The sequence below is a fragment of the Amycolatopsis sp. NPDC004169 genome (assembly GCF_040610315.1).
Classification (GTDB): Bacteria; Actinomycetota; Actinomycetes; order Mycobacteriales; family Pseudonocardiaceae; genus Amycolatopsis.
Genome location: NZ_JBEXMD010000031.1, coordinates 40496 through 58183, shown reverse-complemented (window position 1 = coordinate 58183; position 17688 = coordinate 40496). Strand labels below are relative to the sequence as shown.

The following is a 17688-nucleotide window of genomic DNA, read 5'->3' as shown; positions in this document are numbered from 1 at the left end:
TGCTTGCCGGCACACTGGCGTTATTACTGAGCGTGCGGAGGCGCCCGGCTGTGCCGGGCGCCTCCGCCGGTCAGAAATCGGTGAAGTCGGATCCGGCGGCCGTCGATCGTGGCGGCCGCCCCCGTCCGCGCAGTTGCACGCCCGCCTCGAGCAACATGCGTTTGGTGATGTCCCGGCCGAGGCCGAACGCCTTCCCGGCGTCGGCGATGGATTTGCCACTCAAATAGGTCTCGACCAATCCCGCGGGCGCGGGCGGTGTCATCGGCTGCGGCGCCCGGAACGTGACACCTTGTTCCTGCAGGACGGCACGCAACGTCCGGTAACTGCCGTCGAAATCGGCCAGCAGGGTGTTCAGCGTGGCCCCGGCCAGGTACCGCCGCTTCAGTTCGGCGGCTTCTTCGGCCGGTACGTCGGCGGGGAGCCGGTGGGCCCGCCGGTTGGGTCTGTGCGCTTCTCCGGCCTCGTTCACGAGATCATCGCCGCCCCGAACAGCTGATCCGGTATCGCCGGGGCGTGCGGAGCCAGCCTTGCCGCGCCCGGCGATCTGAGGTGTTCCTCCAGGCAAGGCGATGAGCGAGGAGGCGTACACCGCCAGACGTGTTCTACCCGCTCGCTCGTACGAGCGAGGTGGGGGTTTTCCGTGGTCACCGCGGGCTCACCCCTCGGTTCGCGGATGTGTTCCCGGTTGCGGGAGCGGTTGCCGGGCCGGACGTTGAGGAGACGGGCGACCTTCCGGTTCGTGATGGGGTTCGTCGCGGCGGGATGTGACGATCTTGACTGTCGCCCCGATGTGACACCAATGCCCGACGGGGGTGAACCCGCGGCAGGCCGCCCCCGGCCCCTCTTCGCCCGCCTCAGCCGGTCAGTTCGCCCAGTTCGGCCAGCAGCTCCGACGCGGTCACCGGGTCGAGTTCGCCGAACACCCTGGCCCCTTGCGGGCCCCAGCCTCCCTCGGCCTTCTCGGCCAGCCAGATGTCCGTCAGCTTCTGCTCCGGTTCCTCGGCCGGCATGCCGACCTGGAGACCCGGCTCGACGTTGACCACCACCGCCCCGCCGTCCGGGGTGGGCCGCAGGAGCCAGCACTCCACGCCGTTGTCCAGTACCGGCCCGCGCAGCCAGCCCCGCTTCGTCAGGCCCAGGAGGCGGCCCGTCGGGACCGTGCGGTTCTCGAACCTCCGCAACGTCGGTGCCGCCCGCTCGGCTTCCGCCAACCGGGCCGTCGGACGGCCCAGCTGGGGGAACGGCTGGCGGATCCCGTGACCCGCGAACCGCGCCGACCACGACGGCAGCTCGCCCGCGATGTCCAGGGGGTGGGCCACGCCGACCTCGTCTTGTTCGGAGAGCACGTACTCCTCGTCGTGGACGTCGGCGTACGTGCCGTCCTCCCGGCAGCGGAAGGTCTGCCCCGCCGGGGTGCGCCAGACCAGGCGGCGGACCAGGTGGACCAGCAGCGGGTGGCCGGCCAGCAGCTCGGTGAACTCCGCCGCCGGCCAGCGGCGGCCCAGCACCATCGCCGACTCCAGGCGGGGGATCTGCTCCGCCGCCACCGCGCGGACCTCCTTCTTCAGGACCGCGAACCGCTTGTACTCCGCCGCCGCGCGCTCGGTGTCGTCCTTGGCGCCCGGTTTGGGCAACGCCTTGAGACGCTGGCCGTCGGGGTCCGTGGCATACGGCTTGAGCTGTTCGTCGAACCCGATCGCGAACCGGCGGGGGCCGTAGTCGAGCACCGTGGTGGCCGCCTCGCCGAGTTCGAGGTCCGGGACCAGCCGGTCGGCGAGCTGCTCGGCGGACAGCCCCAGGCCGGCCGCCACCGCCGCGATCTTCTCCTGCGCGCGGAGCTTGAGCGCCTTGAACTTCACCTTCTGCGCGATCGAGTTCAGCTGCCGCAACGCCGGATCGGTGCCGATGCGGGCCAGCACGTCCAGCGCCGCGGCCGCCCGCGCGTGCCCGCCTTCCCCGGGCCACGCGCGGATCAGCGGGCTCAGCCCGCGCGCCACGTCGTCGTCGCCCAGCTCGGCCAGTGCGGTGAGCACCCAGCTGTCCTTGGCCGGGTGGTCCGCGGCCCGCCAGCGACCGAACAGCGCCCACGCGAACCGCGCCAGCGAATCCGGTTCGCAGAAATCGCGCAGGTGCGCCACCCCGGGGTGGACCTCGTCCGGCTTCGACAGCGCGAACAGCATCAGCACGTGCGGGATCACGTGGTCAGGCAGGGCCAGGTCGCCGCCGCGGACGCGGATCTGGGGCAGCACCGCGGGATCCGCCCACGCGCCGGGGACCGGCAGCACTTCCAGGGGATCGGTGACGAGCAGCGCGGCGACGGCCTCGGCTGCCTCCGCACCGTGGTGGGCGGCCGCCGCGGACACCGCCGCCTCGTGGCCGCTCTTGGCCAGCGCCCGCAGCGCGGCCTCGGCGGTGCGCCGGCTCGTGCCGAGCGGCCCGAGCGCCACCGGGACCAAGAGCGCCGTGGCGTCGGCGAGGTGCCGCTCGAACCACGCCGACGCGACCTCCCGGGCCTTCTTCAGCCGGACCAGCCAGTCCGCCATGAGCAGGGCGATCTCCGGGCTCACGTACGGCAGCAGCGCTTCGCCCCGCCGACCCGGGTTCGTCGTCGCCATCGCCAGCAGCGGCCGGTAGGCGAGCAGGCCGTGGCGGCTCGCCAGGACGCGGCCCCAGATCTCGCCGTGCCAGGTGTCGGCCGGGCGCCACGCGGCGAGCCGCTCGCGCACCCAGTCGTCGGGCGCCTTGAGGAACAGGGTGGGCGCGTCCGCCGCGTACAGCTTCCCGGCGTCGTACTCCTCGGCCGCGCGCGGCCAGCCGCCGTGGAGGCCCCGGTGCAGCCGCGTGTGCCACTCCGCCCACTCGGCCTGTTCGCCCGGCAGCCACACGAGTTTCGGCTCGGCCGGGACCGAAAGTCCACTGAGGACAACCGGTGGCCGCTTCGGGCGGCGCGAAACCCACGGCGGGTCCGCGAGCACCCGCGGCAGCGCCTCCACGACCGGCAGCCGCTCTTCGCCCGCCAGGGCTCGCTCGACCACCGCGCGTTCGTCGCCGTCCAGCTCGGTCAGCACCCTGGTGGCGACCTCCGGATGCGCCGCGACGTGGGTCCGCAGCAGGAAGCCCGCTTCTTCGGCGTAGCCCGCCGAAGCGGTGGCACCCCGCGCCAGGAGCCGGACCGCGCGCTCCGGCTCGCGGGCCATCACGGCGGTGAGCAGCGGCTGCACGTGTTTCTGCCCCAGCCGTTCCACCAGCAGCTCGAACGCTTCGTCACCCGGGAGGCCCGCCAGCAGGGACAGCGGCAGCTTGCGGGTGTCGCCACCGTGCGGATCCGCGTCGGCCGCTCGTGCGAACACCGGCGCCGCGGCGGCCCCCATCGCGTCGAGCAGCGTGTAAGTGACCTCTTCGCGCTGCAGGGTCCACGGGAGCACCTCGCCGGGGACCAGTGCGAGCTGGTCCCTTGTGGACAGTGACTGCAGCACCGACGCCCAGTCGAAGGCGTGGTTCCGGATCGGCAGGGCTTCCGCGACCAGCTCGCTCGCCCAGTCCGCGCGCGTGGGCACCAGGTAGGAGGCCACCACCTTGCCGGCCAGCCCGGCCCGGCACGCGGCCAGCGCCGTCACCGCCGCCTCGTAGCCGGCGTCGCCGGAAGCGGCGAGCAGCGTGCGCAACCGCCGGAACACGGGCTCCTCACGGAGACCGGGGTGCCGGTACCCGTCGGTCCACCGCCGCAGCACCTGCGTTCCGTCGACGCGGACCTGGTGGACCACCCCGGTCAGCGCGGCCGCGGCCCCGACCGCGAACCCGGTTCCCCGCGCCCACCACGCGTCGGCGATCCGCCCCAACTCCCGGTGCCCGCCCGGTTTCCGGCGCAGCCCGGCGGCCAGGAGCACCGCCAGGACGGCCGCGCCCAGCACGCTCTCGTCACCCGCCCGCGCGGCACCCACCAGCTCCGGGTCGCTCTCCGGGTGCGTCAGCGCGGCGGTCGCCAGGTCCTCCACGGCGACGGCGGCCCGCCACCAAGCGGCCGCGCCCGCCTCGGGTTCGGCCTCCGGTGCGAACCACCCGCCGCGCCGCACGTGGACGAACGGACGCCACGACGGGTCCGGCACGAAGGTCTCGTTCACTGGTTCCCCCCAGTTCGGTCGATGCTGGGCCGAAGGCTACGGGAGGGGTCCGACAATTCCGGGGCGCCCGCAGCTCAGGGCCGCTTTCTGGCACAGTGGGGCGCATGGGGGATGACTTCGCCGCCGCCGTGGCGGCCGCCGTGCCCGCCGTCCGCGCGATGATCCCGGCCGCGCCCGCCGCCGTGCTGGGCAGGCTGCGGTGCACGCCCGAGCCGCACCGGTTGCGGGACGAGCCCGACGTCGTCCGGTCGCTGCGGAGCCTGCCGTCGTGGGTCGTCGAGCGCGTGCACGGCGCGGTCGAGCTGCCCTTGGCCAGGCTCGAGATCCCGGCTCCACCGGTCGCGGCCGGACTGAAGCCACCGCCGGACGGGACGTTCGCCTTCATCACTTCCGACAGCGAGGCGGAAGCCTTGCGGGAGACGCGGTTGCTGCCCCGGACCCGCCCCGGTCTGCCGGAACTGGTGGCGGACCTGACCGCGCGCGCGGCCGACGACGACCGGCTGACCCTGGCCTCCGAAGGCGACGAAGCCGCCATCGCGGCCGCGCACGGCGCCCACCACCTCGCGATCGCGCTGGTGACCGCGACGATCGTCGCGCGCGAGGCAGGCGAGCCGAGCACCGCCGCGATCGTCGGCACGGCACTGGGCGTGGCCGCGAGCCTGCTGCGCACCAGGCCGATGCCCGGCGGCTACGCGGCGGCGCTGCGGGAGAAGGAACGGGCCGAATACCGCCTGCCCCAGCACGGAAGCACGTCGGCGGAGGTCCGGGACCACGTCTTCGCGCTGACCGAAAACGGTGCCCGCGAAACCGTGGGCCACGGCTTCGCGGAGAACGGCCTCGCGGAGGCCGTCGACGGCGGCGTGGTCGTCCGCACCGGTACGCAGAACGGGCACGTCCGCGTCGGCATCCGGGTGCTGGCCGAGCCGCCCGCGACGGCGGAAACCCTGGGCTGGGAAGAAGTCGTCGACCTCAGCTGGCGCGCGGAGCACGGCTCGGCCGGCGTCGGCGGGAGCGTGACGACGCCGCCGTGGCCCGGCGACTACCGCGTCCGCGTGCACGCCTACGGCCGCGACGAGCCGGAGACCGAGGGCTACGACCTCTGGATCTGGGTGGCCCCGCCCGGGCCGCCGGTCGTGCACGCCCGCGCCGACCGCCTCGGCCACCGCCTGCGCGGCGAGCCCGAGCCGCCGGTCGTCGACCGGCCCGAGGCGCGCTACCGCTGGGTCGACCGGTCCCGCCTGACGGTGGCGGCGACGGTCACCGTGGTGACCGGCCTGCCTGCCGAGGACGTCATCCGCGCGTTCGGCGCGGACCCCGCCCACCCCGAGCCGCTCGAAGACCTGCGCGAGGCGTACGCGGACCCGTGGCTGGCGGTCCTCGACCTCGACGGGGTCGTGGTGGCGATCGAGGAGAACGGCTACCACGGCTCCCACACCGAGGTGCTCACCGCGGTGTCCCGGGCCGGCCGGGCGGCGAGCATGTTCTGGAACGTCAACGGGGTCAGGCGGCTGTTCTTCGCCCGCGCCGGCGAAGTCCTCGCCTCGTTCGAACCGGGCCTGGGCGAGCCGTCCGCGGAGGACGAGGTCGTCGCCGCGCTGGCCGGTCTCGACCTGGAGAACTACCGCGACCGCACGGAAAAGGGCCTGGTCGCCGTCGAGCGGTTCACCGGCCGGGGCCTGTACCCGGAAGACCTGGAGGACATCGACCGCCTCGCCGTGGCCTACCGGATCACCGGCCCCGGTTCACCGCGCTGATGTCGTCCTGCAGCCGTTCCCGGACGTCCGAGAAGGCGTCCCGCGGCGCGGGCGACGTCGCCTGGGACGGCTCGCCCGCCGGCCCCGGCACCGGGTACACCCGGTCTTCGCCCGGCAGCGGGACGCCGGGGCAGATGGTGGCCGCCGGCCGCGCGGAACCCAGGTAGAAGCCGTTCACCAGATCGTCCACACAGGAGTTCCCGCTGACCGCGTACTGGCCGTGGAACGGCGAATCGGCCACCGAGATCATCGGGATCCCGGCCGTCCGCGCCGCCGCCTCCGCCTGCTCGTAGCCGGTCTGCGGATCGAACTCGCCCTGGACGACCAGGATGTTCTTCGCGGCCCGCGGCGAGAGCGTCGGCAGTGCGTTCCGCGGCGGGTCGGACCAGAAGCCGCAGGCCTCGCTCAGGCCGTACGCCCAGCCGAAGAGCGGGTAGGCCGGCCCCTGCAGGTCGCTGAGCAGCTTGTACCAGCTCGCCGTCCGCGTCGGCTGGTCGCCGCACGCCACCGCCAGCCGCGTGCCGGGGACGTCGGCGTAGTCGGGCTCCGGCGGGTCCGCGGCGACGTCGGCGGCGGTCAGCCGGTCCGCCGGACGCCCGAAGACCGCCCGCGAAGCCCGGTCGAGGTCGCTGCGCAGCCCGGCAGGCGGCGGGGTGGCGGCCGCGCCGTCGAGCGCCGCCGCGCCCTTGGTCAGGACCAGGGCGCCGGTCATCCACTGCCGGGTGCTGCCGTTGCCGACGAAGACCGAGTCGAAGACGTCGGGCGGCACGCCCTTGGTCTTGAAGAAGCTGCGCAGCCGCTCCCACTTGGCGCGGACCTCGGTGGCGGTCTTGCCGAGCTGGTCCGGGAACCGGCGGGCCAGCCACGGCGCGTAGACGCGGTCGAACTGGCGCTGGTCGATCTTCGGGAACGCCTCGAACGCGGCCTGGAGGCGGCCTTCGAAGTTGACGCTGGAGTCGAGGACGAGCTTCCCGGCGCGGTCCGGGAACAGCGACGCGTACTTCGCGCCGAGCCAGGTGCCGTAGGAGAAGCCGAGGTAGTTCAGCTTCTCGTCGCCCAGCAGGCTCCGGATCAGGTCCATGTCGTGCGCGGTCTGCCAGGTGGTGATGTACGGCGCGAGCGCGTCGCTCTGGCACGCCTCGGCCAGCACGCGCGGCGTCCGCTGGTGCTCCGCGATGCTGCCGGCCGAGCGGTCGCGGGCGTCGAGGTCGTCGTCGTCCTGGGGCAGCCGGCCCAGCGGCACGTGGCACACGTACCCCTCATCCGTGCCGCCCTCCTGGCCGGTGCCGCGCGGGTCCATCCCGACGATGTCGTAGTGCGCGTTGACCTCCGGTTCGAGCCCGGCGAGCGCGCCCGCGAGCGACGTCCCGCGGCCGCCGGGCCCGCCGGGGTTCACCAGGATCGCGCCCTGCCTGCCGCCGGTCGCCGCCACCCGGCTGATCGCCACCTGCAGGTCGTTCCCGGCCGCCGGCGCCGCCCAGTCGCGCGGGACGGTGATCCGCGCGCACTGCGCGACCGGTGGCTGGCGCTGCTTGAACGGGCAGGCGCCCCAGGAGACCTCCTGGCCGCGGTACGGCGCGAGCGGGTCGGGCGTGGTCGCGGCGGCGGGTGCGGTGGTCGCGACGAGGACCGAGACAGCCACCGCCAGCCCAGCTCGGGACGTTCGCACCGCACTCTTCCTTCCTCGCGCACCGGCCGGGCAAGATCCAATCACGGCCGGTGGGGGAGCGGCAGCGCAAAGTCGCGGCTCGCCGCGCGGATTCCGTCGATCCGGTGAACCTCGCGGCGCCGGTCAGGTGCGGTACGGCCCGTGGTTCCCGAGATCGGGGCTGACCCGCGGCTGCGGGCCCTCCTGCCCGGGCACCGGGGTCACGGTCGGGCGCCACGCCGGGTCCGTCGCCGCCGGCTCGACGACCACCTCGGTGGCCGGCCGGACGTAGGTCTCGGTCGCCGTCCGCTCGGGTTCGCGCTCCTGGAAGTGCTCCTCGACGATCCGGTCGTGACGGCGCTGGGAGAGCACGGCCAGCGTGAGCACGTGGGCCACCGCCATCAGCAGCAGGAAGACGCCGAGCCTGCCGACCAGCGCGGCCGTCGAGCCGGACCACTGCGGGCCGACCACCGAGAGCAGGGCGAGCACGCCGAAGGAGACGAGGTGGAAGACGGTCACCACCATCCACGCCATCGACCCCGACCCTTCGCCGCCGTCCGGCCCGCTGAGGTAGCGGCGGCCGCCGCGGTAGAGGACCTGGCCGTCGGCCACCACGAAGACCAGGCCGATGATCAGGAAACCGGTGAGGTCGTTGTCGGGCATGCGTCTCCTCCTCGTTTCCGACGGGGTACCCGGCCCGGCCGGGCCCGGACGGCGTTTCACCGGAACGAGCGACGACGGCGGTCACACCCGGGAATCATTCGCGGCTCCCGGACGTCTGAGGGGGCGTGAAGAAGATTGGGTTCCTGTCGTTCGGCCACTGGTCGCCGGGCGCGCACTCCGAGACCAGGTCGGCCGCCGACTTCCTGCACCAGTCGATCGACCTGGCGGTGGCCGCCGAGGAGCTCGGCGTGGACGGCGCCTACTTCCGCGTGCACCACTTCGCGCGGCAGGCGGCGAGCCCGTTCCCGCTGCTCGCGGCGATCGGCGCGCGGACGTCGAAGATCGAGATCGGCACCGGCGTGATCGACATGCGCTACGAGAACCCGCTGTACATGACCGAGGACGCGGGCTCCGCCGACCTGATCTCGGGCGGCAGGCTCCAGCTCGGCATCAGCCGGGGATCCCCCGAGCAGGTGATCGACGGCTGGCGGTACTTCGGGTACGCCCCCGGCGAGGGCGAGACGGACGCCGACATGGCCCGCCAGCACACCGAGGTGTTCCTCAAGCTCCTGGAGGGTGAGGGCTTCGCGCAGCCGAACCCGCGGCCGATGTTCGCCAACCCGCCGGGGCTGCTGCGGCTCGAGCCGCACTCCGAGGGCCTGCGCGAGCGCATCTGGTGGGGTTCGGGCTCGAACGCGACGAGCGTCTGGGCCGCGAAGCTGGGCATGAACCTGCAGAGCTCGACGCTCAAGGACGACGAAACGGGCGAACCGCTGCACGTCCAGCAGCGCAAGCAGATCGAGGCCTACCGCGAGGCGTGGACCGAAGCCGGTCACGAGCGGGAGCCGCGGGTTTCGGTCAGCCGCAGCATCTTCGCGCTGACGAACGACACCGATCGCGCCTACTTCGGCCGTGACCGCCAGTCGCGCGACCAGGTCGGCATGATCGACGAGAACACCCGGGCGATCTTCGGCCGCTCCTACGCCGGCGAACCCGACGAGCTGGTGCGGCAGCTCAAGGAGGACGAGGCGATCCAGGCCGCGGACACCCTGCTGCTCACCATCCCGAACCAGCTCGGCGTGGACTACAACGCGCACGTGCTGGAGAACATCCTGAAGCACGTGGCCCCGGAGCTGGGCTGGCGCTGACGAACGGCGGCCCGGTGGCGGCCGGGCCGCTCGTCTCAGCCGTGGGTGACCTTCAGGCCGTAGAACGCCACCCGCGCGCCCTTCGTCGTGCTGTCCGAAGAGGACTGGTTGTACGAGCCGGCCTTGAAGTACTGCTTGTACGCCTTGAACGACGACGGGATGCTGTAGTGCGTGGTGCTGCCGTTGACCGTGAGGTCGATGGTGTTGCCGCCGGAGATGCCGATCGTGTAGGTCCACGTCTTGCCGATCGACACGTGCCCGACGGTGTGCGGCGTCTGCCCGCCGTCGGGGGAGTTCTCGGTGCCCAGCACGATGTCCCCGTTCGCCCGGTAGTACAGCTCCAGCAGCGGTTTCGTCGACGAGCCGCCGGTGCCCAGGTGCACTTGGCCGACGCACACGTTCGACGTCACGGAGACCACGCGCAGGGTGGCGCTCAGCTTGTGCGACCCGCTCAGCGACCAGTTCGCCGCCGACCCGTCGCGGTTCATCTCCCGCAGTTCCGACCGCGCGTAGTTCGAGTTCGGCGTGGTGACGCCCTTTTCCGGCGCCCAGAAGGTCATCGCGCCGTCACGGGTGTCGGTGTAGAAGTAGCTGTCCTGGAAGCCGCCGGGCCCCTGCAGCCGGGACGAGGAGATGGTCGTCGGGCTGCCCGGCGAGCCGACCGGCTCCTGCAGCTGCCAGACCGAGAGGTCGAAGTTGCCGCCCGGAGCGACGGACGGGTCCGCCGCCAGCGCGGGGGAGGCGGTCGCCACGGCCAGGGCCGGGACCGCCAGGAGGGCGAGCAAGGCGCGCACACGCATGGTCGGGTGTCCTTTCACACGGATAACTGGTCTGGACAACCCGGCGGCGTGGCACTCACGGTAGGTCGGCGCTCACCCCTTGTCAAGATCGCCGGAGACGCGAACGGGCCCGGCCGGAAATCCGGCCGGGCCCGCTGCGGTGGTGGATCAGGCAGTGAAGATCAGGCGAGGTCGAAGCGGTCCAGCTCCATGACCTTCGTCCACGCGGCGACGAAGTCCGCCACGAACTTCTCGCGGGCGTCGTCGCTGGCGTAGACCTCGGCCAGCGCGCGAAGCTGCGAGTTCGACCCGAAGATCAGGTCGACCGCGGTGGCGGTCCACTTGACCTCGTCGGTCGAGACGTCGCGGATCTCGTAGACGTTCTCCGCCGACTCCGACGCCTTCCACTTGGTGCCGGGGGCGAGCAGGTTGGCGAAGAAGTCGTTGGTGAGCACGCCCGGCTTGTCGGTGAAGACGCCGTGGGCGGCACCGCCGTGGTTGGTGCCGAGCGCGCGCAGGCCGCCGACCAGGACCGTCATCTCCGGCGCGGTCAGGTCGAGCATGTACGCGCGGTCGATCAGCAGCACCTCCGGCTGGCGCTTCTCGCCGGCCCGCAGGTAGTTGCGGAAGCCGTCGGCCCGCGGCTCGAGGACCTTGAACGAGTCGACGTCGGTCTGCTCCTGCGAGGCGTCGGTGCGGCCCGGGTGGAACGGCACGGTCGTCTCGACGCCGGCGTCGCGCGCGGCCTTCTCGACGGCGGCCGAGCCGGCCAGCACGATCAGGTCGGCCAGCGAGATCTGCGCGCCGCCCGCCTCGTTGAACTCGCGCCGGACGCCTTCGAGGATCTCCAGGACCTTGCCGAGCTGCTCGGGCTGGTTGACCTCCCAGTTGCGCTGCGGCTCCAGGCGGATCCGGGCGCCGTTCGCGCCACCGCGCTTGTCGGTGGAGCGGAAGCTCGCGGCCGACGCCCACGCGGTCGAAACCAGCTCGGAGACCGAAAGACCGGACTCCAGCACCTTCGCCTTGAGGGCGGCGATGTCGGCGTCGCCGACGAGCTCGCCCTCGACGGCCGGGACCGGGTCCTGCCACAGCTGCGGCTCGGCGACCCACGGGCCGAGGAAGCGGCTGACCGGGCCCATGTCACGGTGCAGCAGCTTGTACCAGGCCTTGGCGAAGGCCAGCGCGAACTCGTCCGGGTTGTCCTTGAACCGCTGCGAGATCGGGCCGTAGACCGGGTCGAAGCGCAGCGACAGGTCCGTCGTGAGCATCGTCGGCTTGTGCTTCTTGTTCGGGTCGAACGGGTCCGGGATGATCTCCGGCGCGTCCTTGGCGACGTACTGCTTGCCGCCGCCCGGGCTCGTGGTGAGCTCCCACTCGTAGCCGAAGAGGATCTCGAAGAAGCGGTTGCTCCACTCGGTCGGCTTGTCGGTCCAGGTCACCTCGAGACCACTGGTGATCTGGTCCGGGCCCTTGCCGCTGCCGAGCGTGTTCAGCCAGCCGAGGCCCTGGGCCTCCAGCGGGGCGCCCTCCGGCTCCGGGCCCACGTGGTCGTCGGCCACGCCGGCGCCGTGGGTCTTGCCGAAGGTGTGGCCACCGGCGATGAGGGCGACGGTCTCCTCGTCGTTCATCGCCATCCGGGCGAAGGTCTCGCGGATGAAGTGGGCCGCGGCCTCGAAGTCCGCGCTGCCGCGGGGACCCTCGGGGTTGACGTAGATGAGGCCCATCTCGGTCGCGCCGAGCTCCGGCACCATCTCGGTGTCGGTGGCGTAGCGCTCGTCGCCCAGCCAGTCGTCCTCCGGGCCCCAGAAGATCTCTTCCGGCTCCCAGGTGTCGACGCGGCCGAAGCCGAAGCCGAAGGTCTTGAAGCCCATCGACTCCAGGGCCACGTTGCCCGCCAGGACGAGCAGGTCGGCCCAGGAGATCTTCTGGCCGTACTTCTGCTTGACCGGCCACAGCAGGCGGCGGGCCTTGTCCAGGTTGGCGTTGTCCGGCCAGCTGTTCAGCGGGGCGAACCGCTGGCCGCCGTCACCGGCGCCGCCGCGGCCGTCGTAGATGCGGTAGGTGCCCGCCGCGTGCCAGCTCATCCGGATCATCAGGCCGCCGTAGTGGCCGAAGTCCGCCGGCCACCAGTCCTGCGAGGTGGTGAGGACGTCGGTGATGTCCCGCTTGAGGGCCTCGACGTCGAGCTTCGCGAACTCCTTGGCGTACTCGAACTTCTCGCCGAGCGGGTTGCTCTTCGACGAGTGCGCGCGCAGCGGGCTGAGGTCGAGCTGGTTCGGCCACCAGTCCTGGAGGGTGCGCGGCCGGCCGCCGGTCTTGGGGGTCGGCGAGTCGATCGCCGGGTTCTCGCTCTCGCTGCCCTGCGAAGTCACCGAGTCGTGCGCGACCGGGCAACCGGCCGCCGCCTTCTTGTCCACGCCCTGCGCGGAGGACGGGTTGTCCTGGGTGGAGCTCATTTACTTCCTTCCGGGAGCGGCGAATCATTTCGGGGACGGGCGGCCGCGCAGTCGGGGCAGGTGCCCCAGTAGACGACCTCCGCCTGGTCGATCACGAAACCGTGGTCGTCGGAGGCGGTGAGACAGGGGGTGTGGCCGACGGCGCAGTCGACGTCGGCTATCGCCCCGCACGAGCGGCACACGACGTGGTGGTGGTTGTCACCCACCCTGGCCTCGTAGCGGGCGTTCGCGCCGGCCGGCTGGATGCGCCGGATGAGCCCGGTTTCGGTGAGCGCCCGCAGCACGTCGTAGATCGTCTGGTGCGACACCGACGGTTGCTCGGCGCGCACCAGGTCGATCACCGTCTCGGTGTCGACGTGGGGATGGTCGCGCAGCGCGGCCAGCACGGCCAGCCGGGGTCGCGTGACCCGCAGCGAGACCGCCCGCAGCTGTGCTTCGAAGTCCGACATCGCCGCCGACCCTAGGACCTTTTCTGGAATGGGTCAAGTTTTGGCCCCCATCCGTGTGGCCGATCCGGGGTTCACGCTGAGTCAGCGGCCCGGTTAGGCTCGCGGGCATGCCGGACACGCAGTACGAAGACCTCCTCCGTCACGTCCTCGACACGGGCGCCCGCAAGGGCGACCGTACCGGCACCGGCACGAGGTCGATCTTCGGGCACCAGCTGCGCTACCGCCTGTCCGAGGGTTTTCCGCTGATCACCACGAAGAAAGTCCACTTCCGCTCGATCGCCTACGAGCTGCTGTGGTTCCTGCGCGGCGACGCGAACGTCTCGTGGCTGCAGGAGCACGGCGTCACGATCTGGGACGAGTGGGCGGCGGCCGACGGCGACCTCGGCCCGGTCTACGGCGTCCAGTGGCGCTCGTGGCCGACCCCGGACGGCGGACACGTCGACCAGATCGCCGAGGTGCTGCGCACGCTGCGTGAGAACCCGGACTCGCGGCGGATCATCGTGTCGGCGTGGAACGTCGCCGACATCCCGCGGATGGCGCTGCCGCCGTGCCACGCGTTCTTCCAGTTCCACGTCGCCGACGGCGAGCTCTCCTGTCAGCTGTACCAGCGCAGCGCGGACCTGTTCCTCGGCGTGCCGTTCAACATCGCCAGCTACGCGCTGCTGACGCACATGATCGCCGCGCAGGTCGGGCTCGGCGTCGGCGACTTCATTTGGACCGGCGGCGACTGCCACATCTACGACAACCACGTCGACCAGGTGCGGACGCAGCTGGCCCGCGACGCGCGGCCGTTCCCGACGCTCGGGCTGAAGCCGGCCGACAGCCTGTTCGACTACACCTACGAGCACTTCGCCCTCGACGGCTACGACCCGCACCCGGGCATCAAGGCGCCGGTGGCGGTGTGATCGGGCTGGTCTGGGCCCAGTCGGCGAACGGCGTCATCGGCCGCGACGGCGGGCTGCCGTGGCACCTGCCGGAGGACCTCAAGCACTTCCGCGCGGTGACTTCGGGAGCGGCGGTGCTGATGGGGCGGCGCACGTGGGAGTCGCTGCCGCCGCGGTTCCGGCCGCTGCCGGGGCGCCGGAACCTGGTGCTGTCGTCGACGCCGCAGGACGGGGTCGAGACGTTCCCGGACCTGCCGTCGGCGCTGGCCGCGGTGCCCGGCGACCTGTGGGTGATCGGCGGCGCGGCGGTGTACCGGACGGCGCTGCCGCTCGCGGACCGGATCGTCGTCACCGAGCTGCGGGAGTCCTTCGAGGGCGACACGTACGCACCCGAGGTCGGCCGCCCGGCGGACTCCGTCGGCGAGTGGCTGGCGTCGTCGACCGGCCTGCACTACCGCTTCCTGACCTGGGGCTGAACCCCGCTCCCGCCGCCCGGGCCGTTGCGCTCGCCGGGGTCGGCGCTATACGGTTGCCTTGAACTAGAACACGTTACAGTTCTGGTGGCCGGTCGTAGCGAGGAGCGGACATGGCGAAAAGGGCGGCGCGCGGCGACGAGGCCGACTACGTCGTCGTCGGGTCGGGGAGCTCGGGGGCGGCGATCGCGGGACGGCTGGCACAGGCCGGGGCCAGCGTGATCGTCCTCGAAGCCGGCAAGAGCGACGAGCAGCTGCTGGTGAAGAAGCCCGGGCTGGTCGGGCCGATGCACGCGGTGCCGCAGCTCAAGAAACCGCTCGACTGGGGCTTCTACGGCGTCCCGCAGAAACACGTTCTCGATCGACGGATGCCGGTGCCGCGCGGCCGGGTCGTCGGCGGCTCCAGCTCCATCAACGGCATGGTCTACGTGCGTGGCAACCGCGCCAACTTCGACTCCTGGGCCGCGGAGGGCAACACCGGCTGGGACGCCGACAGCGTCAACGCCGCCTACAAGCGCATGGAGGACTTCGAAGACGGCGAGAACGCCTTCCGCGGCGCGGGCGGCCCGATCCGCGTCACCCGCGCGAAGAACCCCCAAGAGGGCTCGCTGCAGTTCATCGACGCCACGTCCGACGCGCTCGGCTGCAAGATCCTCGACGACTACAACGCCGAGTCCCAAGAGGGCGTCGGCCGGATGCAGCAGAACGCCGCCGACGGCCTGCGCTACAGCGCCTCGCGCGGCTACCTCCACCACCTCGCGCCGCCGACGCTGGAACTGCAGGACCGGGTGCTGGTCGAAAAGGTGCTCATCGAGAACGGCCGCGCCACCGGCGTCGAGGTGCTCGACCGCGGCCGCCGCCGCACCATCCGGGCCGGCAAGGAGGTCATCCTCTCCGCCGGCGTCATCGGCTCCGCGCAGCTGCTGATGCTCTCCGGCATCGGCCGCGCCGAGCACCTCGCGGAGCACGGCATCGACGTCGTCGCCGACCTGCCCGTCGGGGACAACATGCACGACCACATGTTCCACGCCCTGACGTTCCACGTCTCGAGCAGCAGGAACAAGGGCACGGCACCGTACTTCGCCCGCGGGCTGGCCCGGGAGCTGCTGCGCCCCGGCACCACGTTCCTCGCCAACTCGGTCTTCGAGGCCGTCGCGTTCCTGCGCACCTCGCAGGCCGGCGCGGTCCCCGACCTGCAGCTGCACCTGCTGCCGTGGGCCTACGTCTCGCCCAACCAGGACGCGCCGATCCGCCACGACGTCGACAAGCGCCCCGCGCTCACCGTGCTGACCACGCTGATCTACCCGAAGAGCCGCGGCACGCTGCGGCTCGCCTCGCCCGACCCCGCGGTGGCCCCGCTCATCGACTTCCAGTACCTGTCCGACCCGGCCGACCTCGAACTGCTCGGCGAGGGCTCCGAGATGGTGCGCGAGATCTTCGCGTCCAAGGCGTTCAAGGGCGCGGTCAAGGAAGAGATCCACCCGGGGGCCCGGCTGAAGGGCCAGGAACTGCGCGACGCGATCCTCAACCGCGCGACGTCGGTCTACCACGGCGTCGGCACCTGCCGGATGGGCGTCGACGAGCTCGCCGTCGTCGGCCCCGACCTGCGCGTGCGCGGCGTCGAGGGCCTGCGCGTCTGCGACGCCTCGATCATGCCGTCGATCACCGGCGGCAATACCAACGCGCCCTGCATCATGATCGGCGAAATGGGCGCCCAGCTCGTCCTCGGGAGCCGGTCATGACCCTCACCCCGCTCGGACTCACCCGCCCCGCGTCGGTCACGGACGCCTTCCTGCAGCAGCTCGTGGCCCGCGTCCCCGGCTCGGCCGGGGGAACCTGGAAGCTGACCGAGGTCTACACCGGCGACCTGCTCGTCGAGCTGCCGCAGTCGACGCCCGAAGACATCGAGCGCGCGTTCACCGTGGCGCGCGAAGCCCAGCGGAAGTGGGCGGCCACGCCGGTCAAGGAGCGGCTCTCGGTGTTCAAGCGGGCGCACGCGCTGTTCGTCGAGCACGCGCGGACCGTCGCCGACCTGATCCAGGTCGAGAGCGGCAAGAACCGGCGGATGGCGATCGAGGAGACCTGCGACCCGCCGATGGTGATGAGCCACTACCTGAAGCGGGCCGCCCGCCTGCTCGCGCCGGTCCGGCGGGGCGGCCCGGTGCCGCTGCTGACGACGTCGACCGAAGTCCGGCTGCCCAAGGGGGTCGTGGGCATCATCGCGCCGTGGAACTTCCCGTTCGCCACCGGGGTTTCCGACGCGGTCCCGGCGTTGATGGCCGGCAACGCGGTGGTGCTGAAGCCGGACAACAAGACCGCGCTGTCACCGCTCTACGGCGTCCGGCTGCTGGAGGAGGCGGGCCTGCCGGAAGGGCTGTTCCAGGTGGTGTGCGGCGAGGGTCCCGACGTCGGCCCGACGCTGATCGACCACGCGGACTACGTGATGTTCACCGGTTCGACGGCCACCGGCCGGGTGATCGGCGAGCGGGCGGGCCGCAACCTGATCGGCTGCTGCCTCGAGCTCGGCGGCAAGAACCCGATGATCGTCCTCCCGGACGCATCCCTGGCCGAAGCGGTCCAGGGCGCGATCTTCGGCGCGTTCGGCAACACGGGCCAGATCTGCATGCACATCGAGCGGATCTACCTGCCGGAGTCCCGCTACGAGGAGTTCAAGACGGCGTTCGTGGCGGCCGCCTCGGCCCTCGACGTCCGCGCCGCCTACGACTTCGGGCCCGATATGGGCTCGCTGGTGTCGGTCGACCACATGCGCCGCGTCAAGTCCCACGTGGACGACGCGGTCGCCAAGGGCGCCACGGTGTTGTGCGGCGGCAAGCCACGCCCCGACCTCGGCCCGGCCTTCTTCGAGCCGACGATCCTCGAGGGCGTCACCTCGGACATGCTGTGCGGCGTCACGGAAACGTTCGGCCCGGTGGTGGCGCTGCACAGGTACCGCACGGTCGACGAAGCGGTGGCGCTGGCCAACGACACGGACTACGGCCTCAACGCGTCGGTCTGGAGCACCGACGTCCCGGCGGCCCGCGCGGTGGCGGCCCGGATCGAGTCGGGCAACGTGAACGTCAACGACGTCCTGGCGACCGCGTACGCGGCGAAGGGGACACCGTCCGGAGGGGTGAAGAACTCCGGCGTCGGGGCCCGGCACGGGGACCAGGGACTGCTGAAGTACACGGACGTGCAGAACCTGGCCGTGCTGAAGAAGCAGGTGATGGGGCCCCGGCCGGGGCAGGGGTACGAGAAGTACGTCGAGAGCATGCTTTCCGGGCTGAAGCTGATGCGGAAGCTGCGGATCCGGTAG

General features: G+C 72.1%; 13 protein-coding genes. 6 read left to right on the top strand and 7 right to left on the bottom strand.

Annotated features, from left to right (window positions below; all coding sequences use genetic code 11):
• Positions 1 to 70: 70 nt before the first annotated feature.
• Together ABZX11_RS33020 and ABZX11_RS33015 are read right to left on the bottom strand one after the other, a co-directional pair.
• Positions 71 to 469 (bottom strand): hypothetical protein, encoded by a 399-nt coding sequence (locus ABZX11_RS33020; protein WP_176176769.1) that lies wholly within the window; start codon positions 467 to 469, stop codon positions 71 to 73.
• Positions 470 to 854: 385 nt separating this feature from the next.
• Complete coding sequence (locus ABZX11_RS33015; RefSeq protein WP_354920403.1) at positions 855 to 4121, bottom strand: DUF4132 domain-containing protein; 3267 nt, start codon at positions 4119 to 4121, stop codon at positions 855 to 857.
• Positions 4122 to 4225: 104 nt separating this feature from the next.
• Between ABZX11_RS33015 and ABZX11_RS33010 the strand changes: the two genes are divergently transcribed.
• Complete coding sequence (locus ABZX11_RS33010; RefSeq protein ID WP_354920400.1) at positions 4226 to 5875, top strand: DUF6461 domain-containing protein; 1650 nt, start codon at positions 4226 to 4228, stop codon at positions 5873 to 5875.
• Here ABZX11_RS33010 and ABZX11_RS33005 read toward each other — a convergent pair.
• The gene (locus ABZX11_RS33005; protein ID WP_354920397.1) at positions 5850 to 7517 is read right to left on the bottom strand and encodes an alpha/beta fold hydrolase; all 1668 of its coding nucleotides are present in this window, start codon (positions 7515 to 7517) and stop codon (positions 5850 to 5852) included. The genes ABZX11_RS33010 and ABZX11_RS33005 overlap by 26 nt on opposite strands.
• Positions 7518 to 7667: 150 nt before the next feature.
• Positions 7668 to 8186 (bottom strand): hypothetical protein, encoded by a 519-nt coding sequence (locus tag ABZX11_RS33000; protein ID WP_176176773.1) that lies wholly within the window; start codon positions 8184 to 8186, stop codon positions 7668 to 7670.
• A gap of 125 nt (positions 8187 to 8311) precedes the next feature.
• On the opposite strand from ABZX11_RS33000, the gene ABZX11_RS32995 reads away from it, so the two are divergent.
• The gene (locus ABZX11_RS32995; protein ID WP_354920394.1) at positions 8312 to 9334 is read left to right on the top strand and encodes an LLM class flavin-dependent oxidoreductase; all 1023 of its coding nucleotides are present in this window, start codon (positions 8312 to 8314) and stop codon (positions 9332 to 9334) included.
• A 35-nt stretch (positions 9335 to 9369) separates the two neighbouring features.
• On the opposite strand, the gene ABZX11_RS32990 is transcribed toward ABZX11_RS32995, so the two are convergent.
• From ABZX11_RS32990 to ABZX11_RS32980, 3 genes are all read right to left on the bottom strand, one after another.
• Positions 9370 to 10134 carry a polysaccharide lyase family 7 protein gene (locus ABZX11_RS32990; RefSeq protein ID WP_354920391.1) on the bottom strand — a complete coding sequence of 255 codons (765 nt, stop codon included), beginning with the start codon at positions 10132 to 10134 and terminating at the stop codon, positions 9370 to 9372.
• Positions 10135 to 10295: 161 nt separating this feature from the next.
• A complete protein-coding gene (gene katG, locus ABZX11_RS32985; protein ID WP_354920388.1) occupies positions 10296 to 12569 on the bottom strand; it encodes a catalase/peroxidase HPI in 2274 nt (757 codons plus the stop codon).
• Positions 12566 to 13018, bottom strand: coding sequence for a Fur family transcriptional regulator (locus ABZX11_RS32980; RefSeq protein WP_176176777.1), 453 nt, complete (start codon positions 13016 to 13018; stop codon positions 12566 to 12568). The genes katG and ABZX11_RS32980 overlap by 4 nt, the downstream gene beginning before the upstream one ends.
• A gap of 107 nt (positions 13019 to 13125) precedes the next feature.
• Here ABZX11_RS32980 and ABZX11_RS32975 point away from each other — a divergent pair, with 107 nt between their 5' ends.
• The 4 genes from ABZX11_RS32975 to ABZX11_RS32960 all read left to right on the top strand — a co-directional run bounded on the left by ABZX11_RS32975 (position 13126) and on the right by ABZX11_RS32960 (position 17688).
• Positions 13126 to 13923: a thymidylate synthase gene (locus tag ABZX11_RS32975; RefSeq protein ID WP_176176778.1), complete on the top strand. Its 798-nt coding sequence runs from the start codon at positions 13126 to 13128 to the stop codon at positions 13921 to 13923.
• Positions 13920 to 14378 (top strand): dihydrofolate reductase, encoded by a 459-nt coding sequence (locus ABZX11_RS32970; RefSeq protein WP_354920383.1) that lies wholly within the window; start codon positions 13920 to 13922, stop codon positions 14376 to 14378. The genes ABZX11_RS32975 and ABZX11_RS32970 overlap by 4 nt, the downstream gene beginning before the upstream one ends.
• A gap of 110 nt (positions 14379 to 14488) precedes the next feature.
• Positions 14489 to 16117 carry a GMC family oxidoreductase N-terminal domain-containing protein gene (locus ABZX11_RS32965; RefSeq protein ID WP_354920381.1) on the top strand — a complete coding sequence of 543 codons (1629 nt, stop codon included), beginning with the start codon at positions 14489 to 14491 and terminating at the stop codon, positions 16115 to 16117.
• Positions 16114 to 17688 (top strand): succinic semialdehyde dehydrogenase, encoded by a 1575-nt coding sequence (locus tag ABZX11_RS32960; RefSeq protein WP_354920378.1) that lies wholly within the window; start codon positions 16114 to 16116, stop codon positions 17686 to 17688. Before ABZX11_RS32965 ends, ABZX11_RS32960 begins: the two co-directional genes overlap by 4 nt.

Bases quoted from the DNA above. Each gene is read 5' to 3' on its own strand.
- ABZX11_RS33010 (WP_354920400.1), top strand. From the start codon at position 4,226: ATGGGGGATGACTTCGCCGCCGCCGTGGCGGCCGCCGTGCCCGCCGTC.
- ABZX11_RS33000 (WP_176176773.1), bottom strand. From the start codon at position 8,186: ATGCCCGACAACGACCTCACCGGTTTCCTGATCATCGGCCTGGTCTTC.
- ABZX11_RS32990 (WP_354920391.1), bottom strand. From the start codon at position 10,134: ATGCGTGTGCGCGCCTTGCTCGCCCTCCTGGCGGTCCCGGCCCTGGCC.
- katG (WP_354920388.1), bottom strand. From the start codon at position 12,569: ATGAGCTCCACCCAGGACAACCCGTCCTCCGCGCAGGGCGTGGACAAG.
- ABZX11_RS32980 (WP_176176777.1), bottom strand. From the start codon at position 13,018: ATGTCGGACTTCGAAGCACAGCTGCGGGCGGTCTCGCTGCGGGTCACG.
- ABZX11_RS32975 (WP_176176778.1), top strand. From the start codon at position 13,126: ATGCCGGACACGCAGTACGAAGACCTCCTCCGTCACGTCCTCGACACG.
- ABZX11_RS32965 (WP_354920381.1), top strand. From the start codon at position 14,489: ATGGCGAAAAGGGCGGCGCGCGGCGACGAGGCCGACTACGTCGTCGTC.
- ABZX11_RS32960 (WP_354920378.1), top strand. From the start codon at position 16,114: ATGACCCTCACCCCGCTCGGACTCACCCGCCCCGCGTCGGTCACGGAC.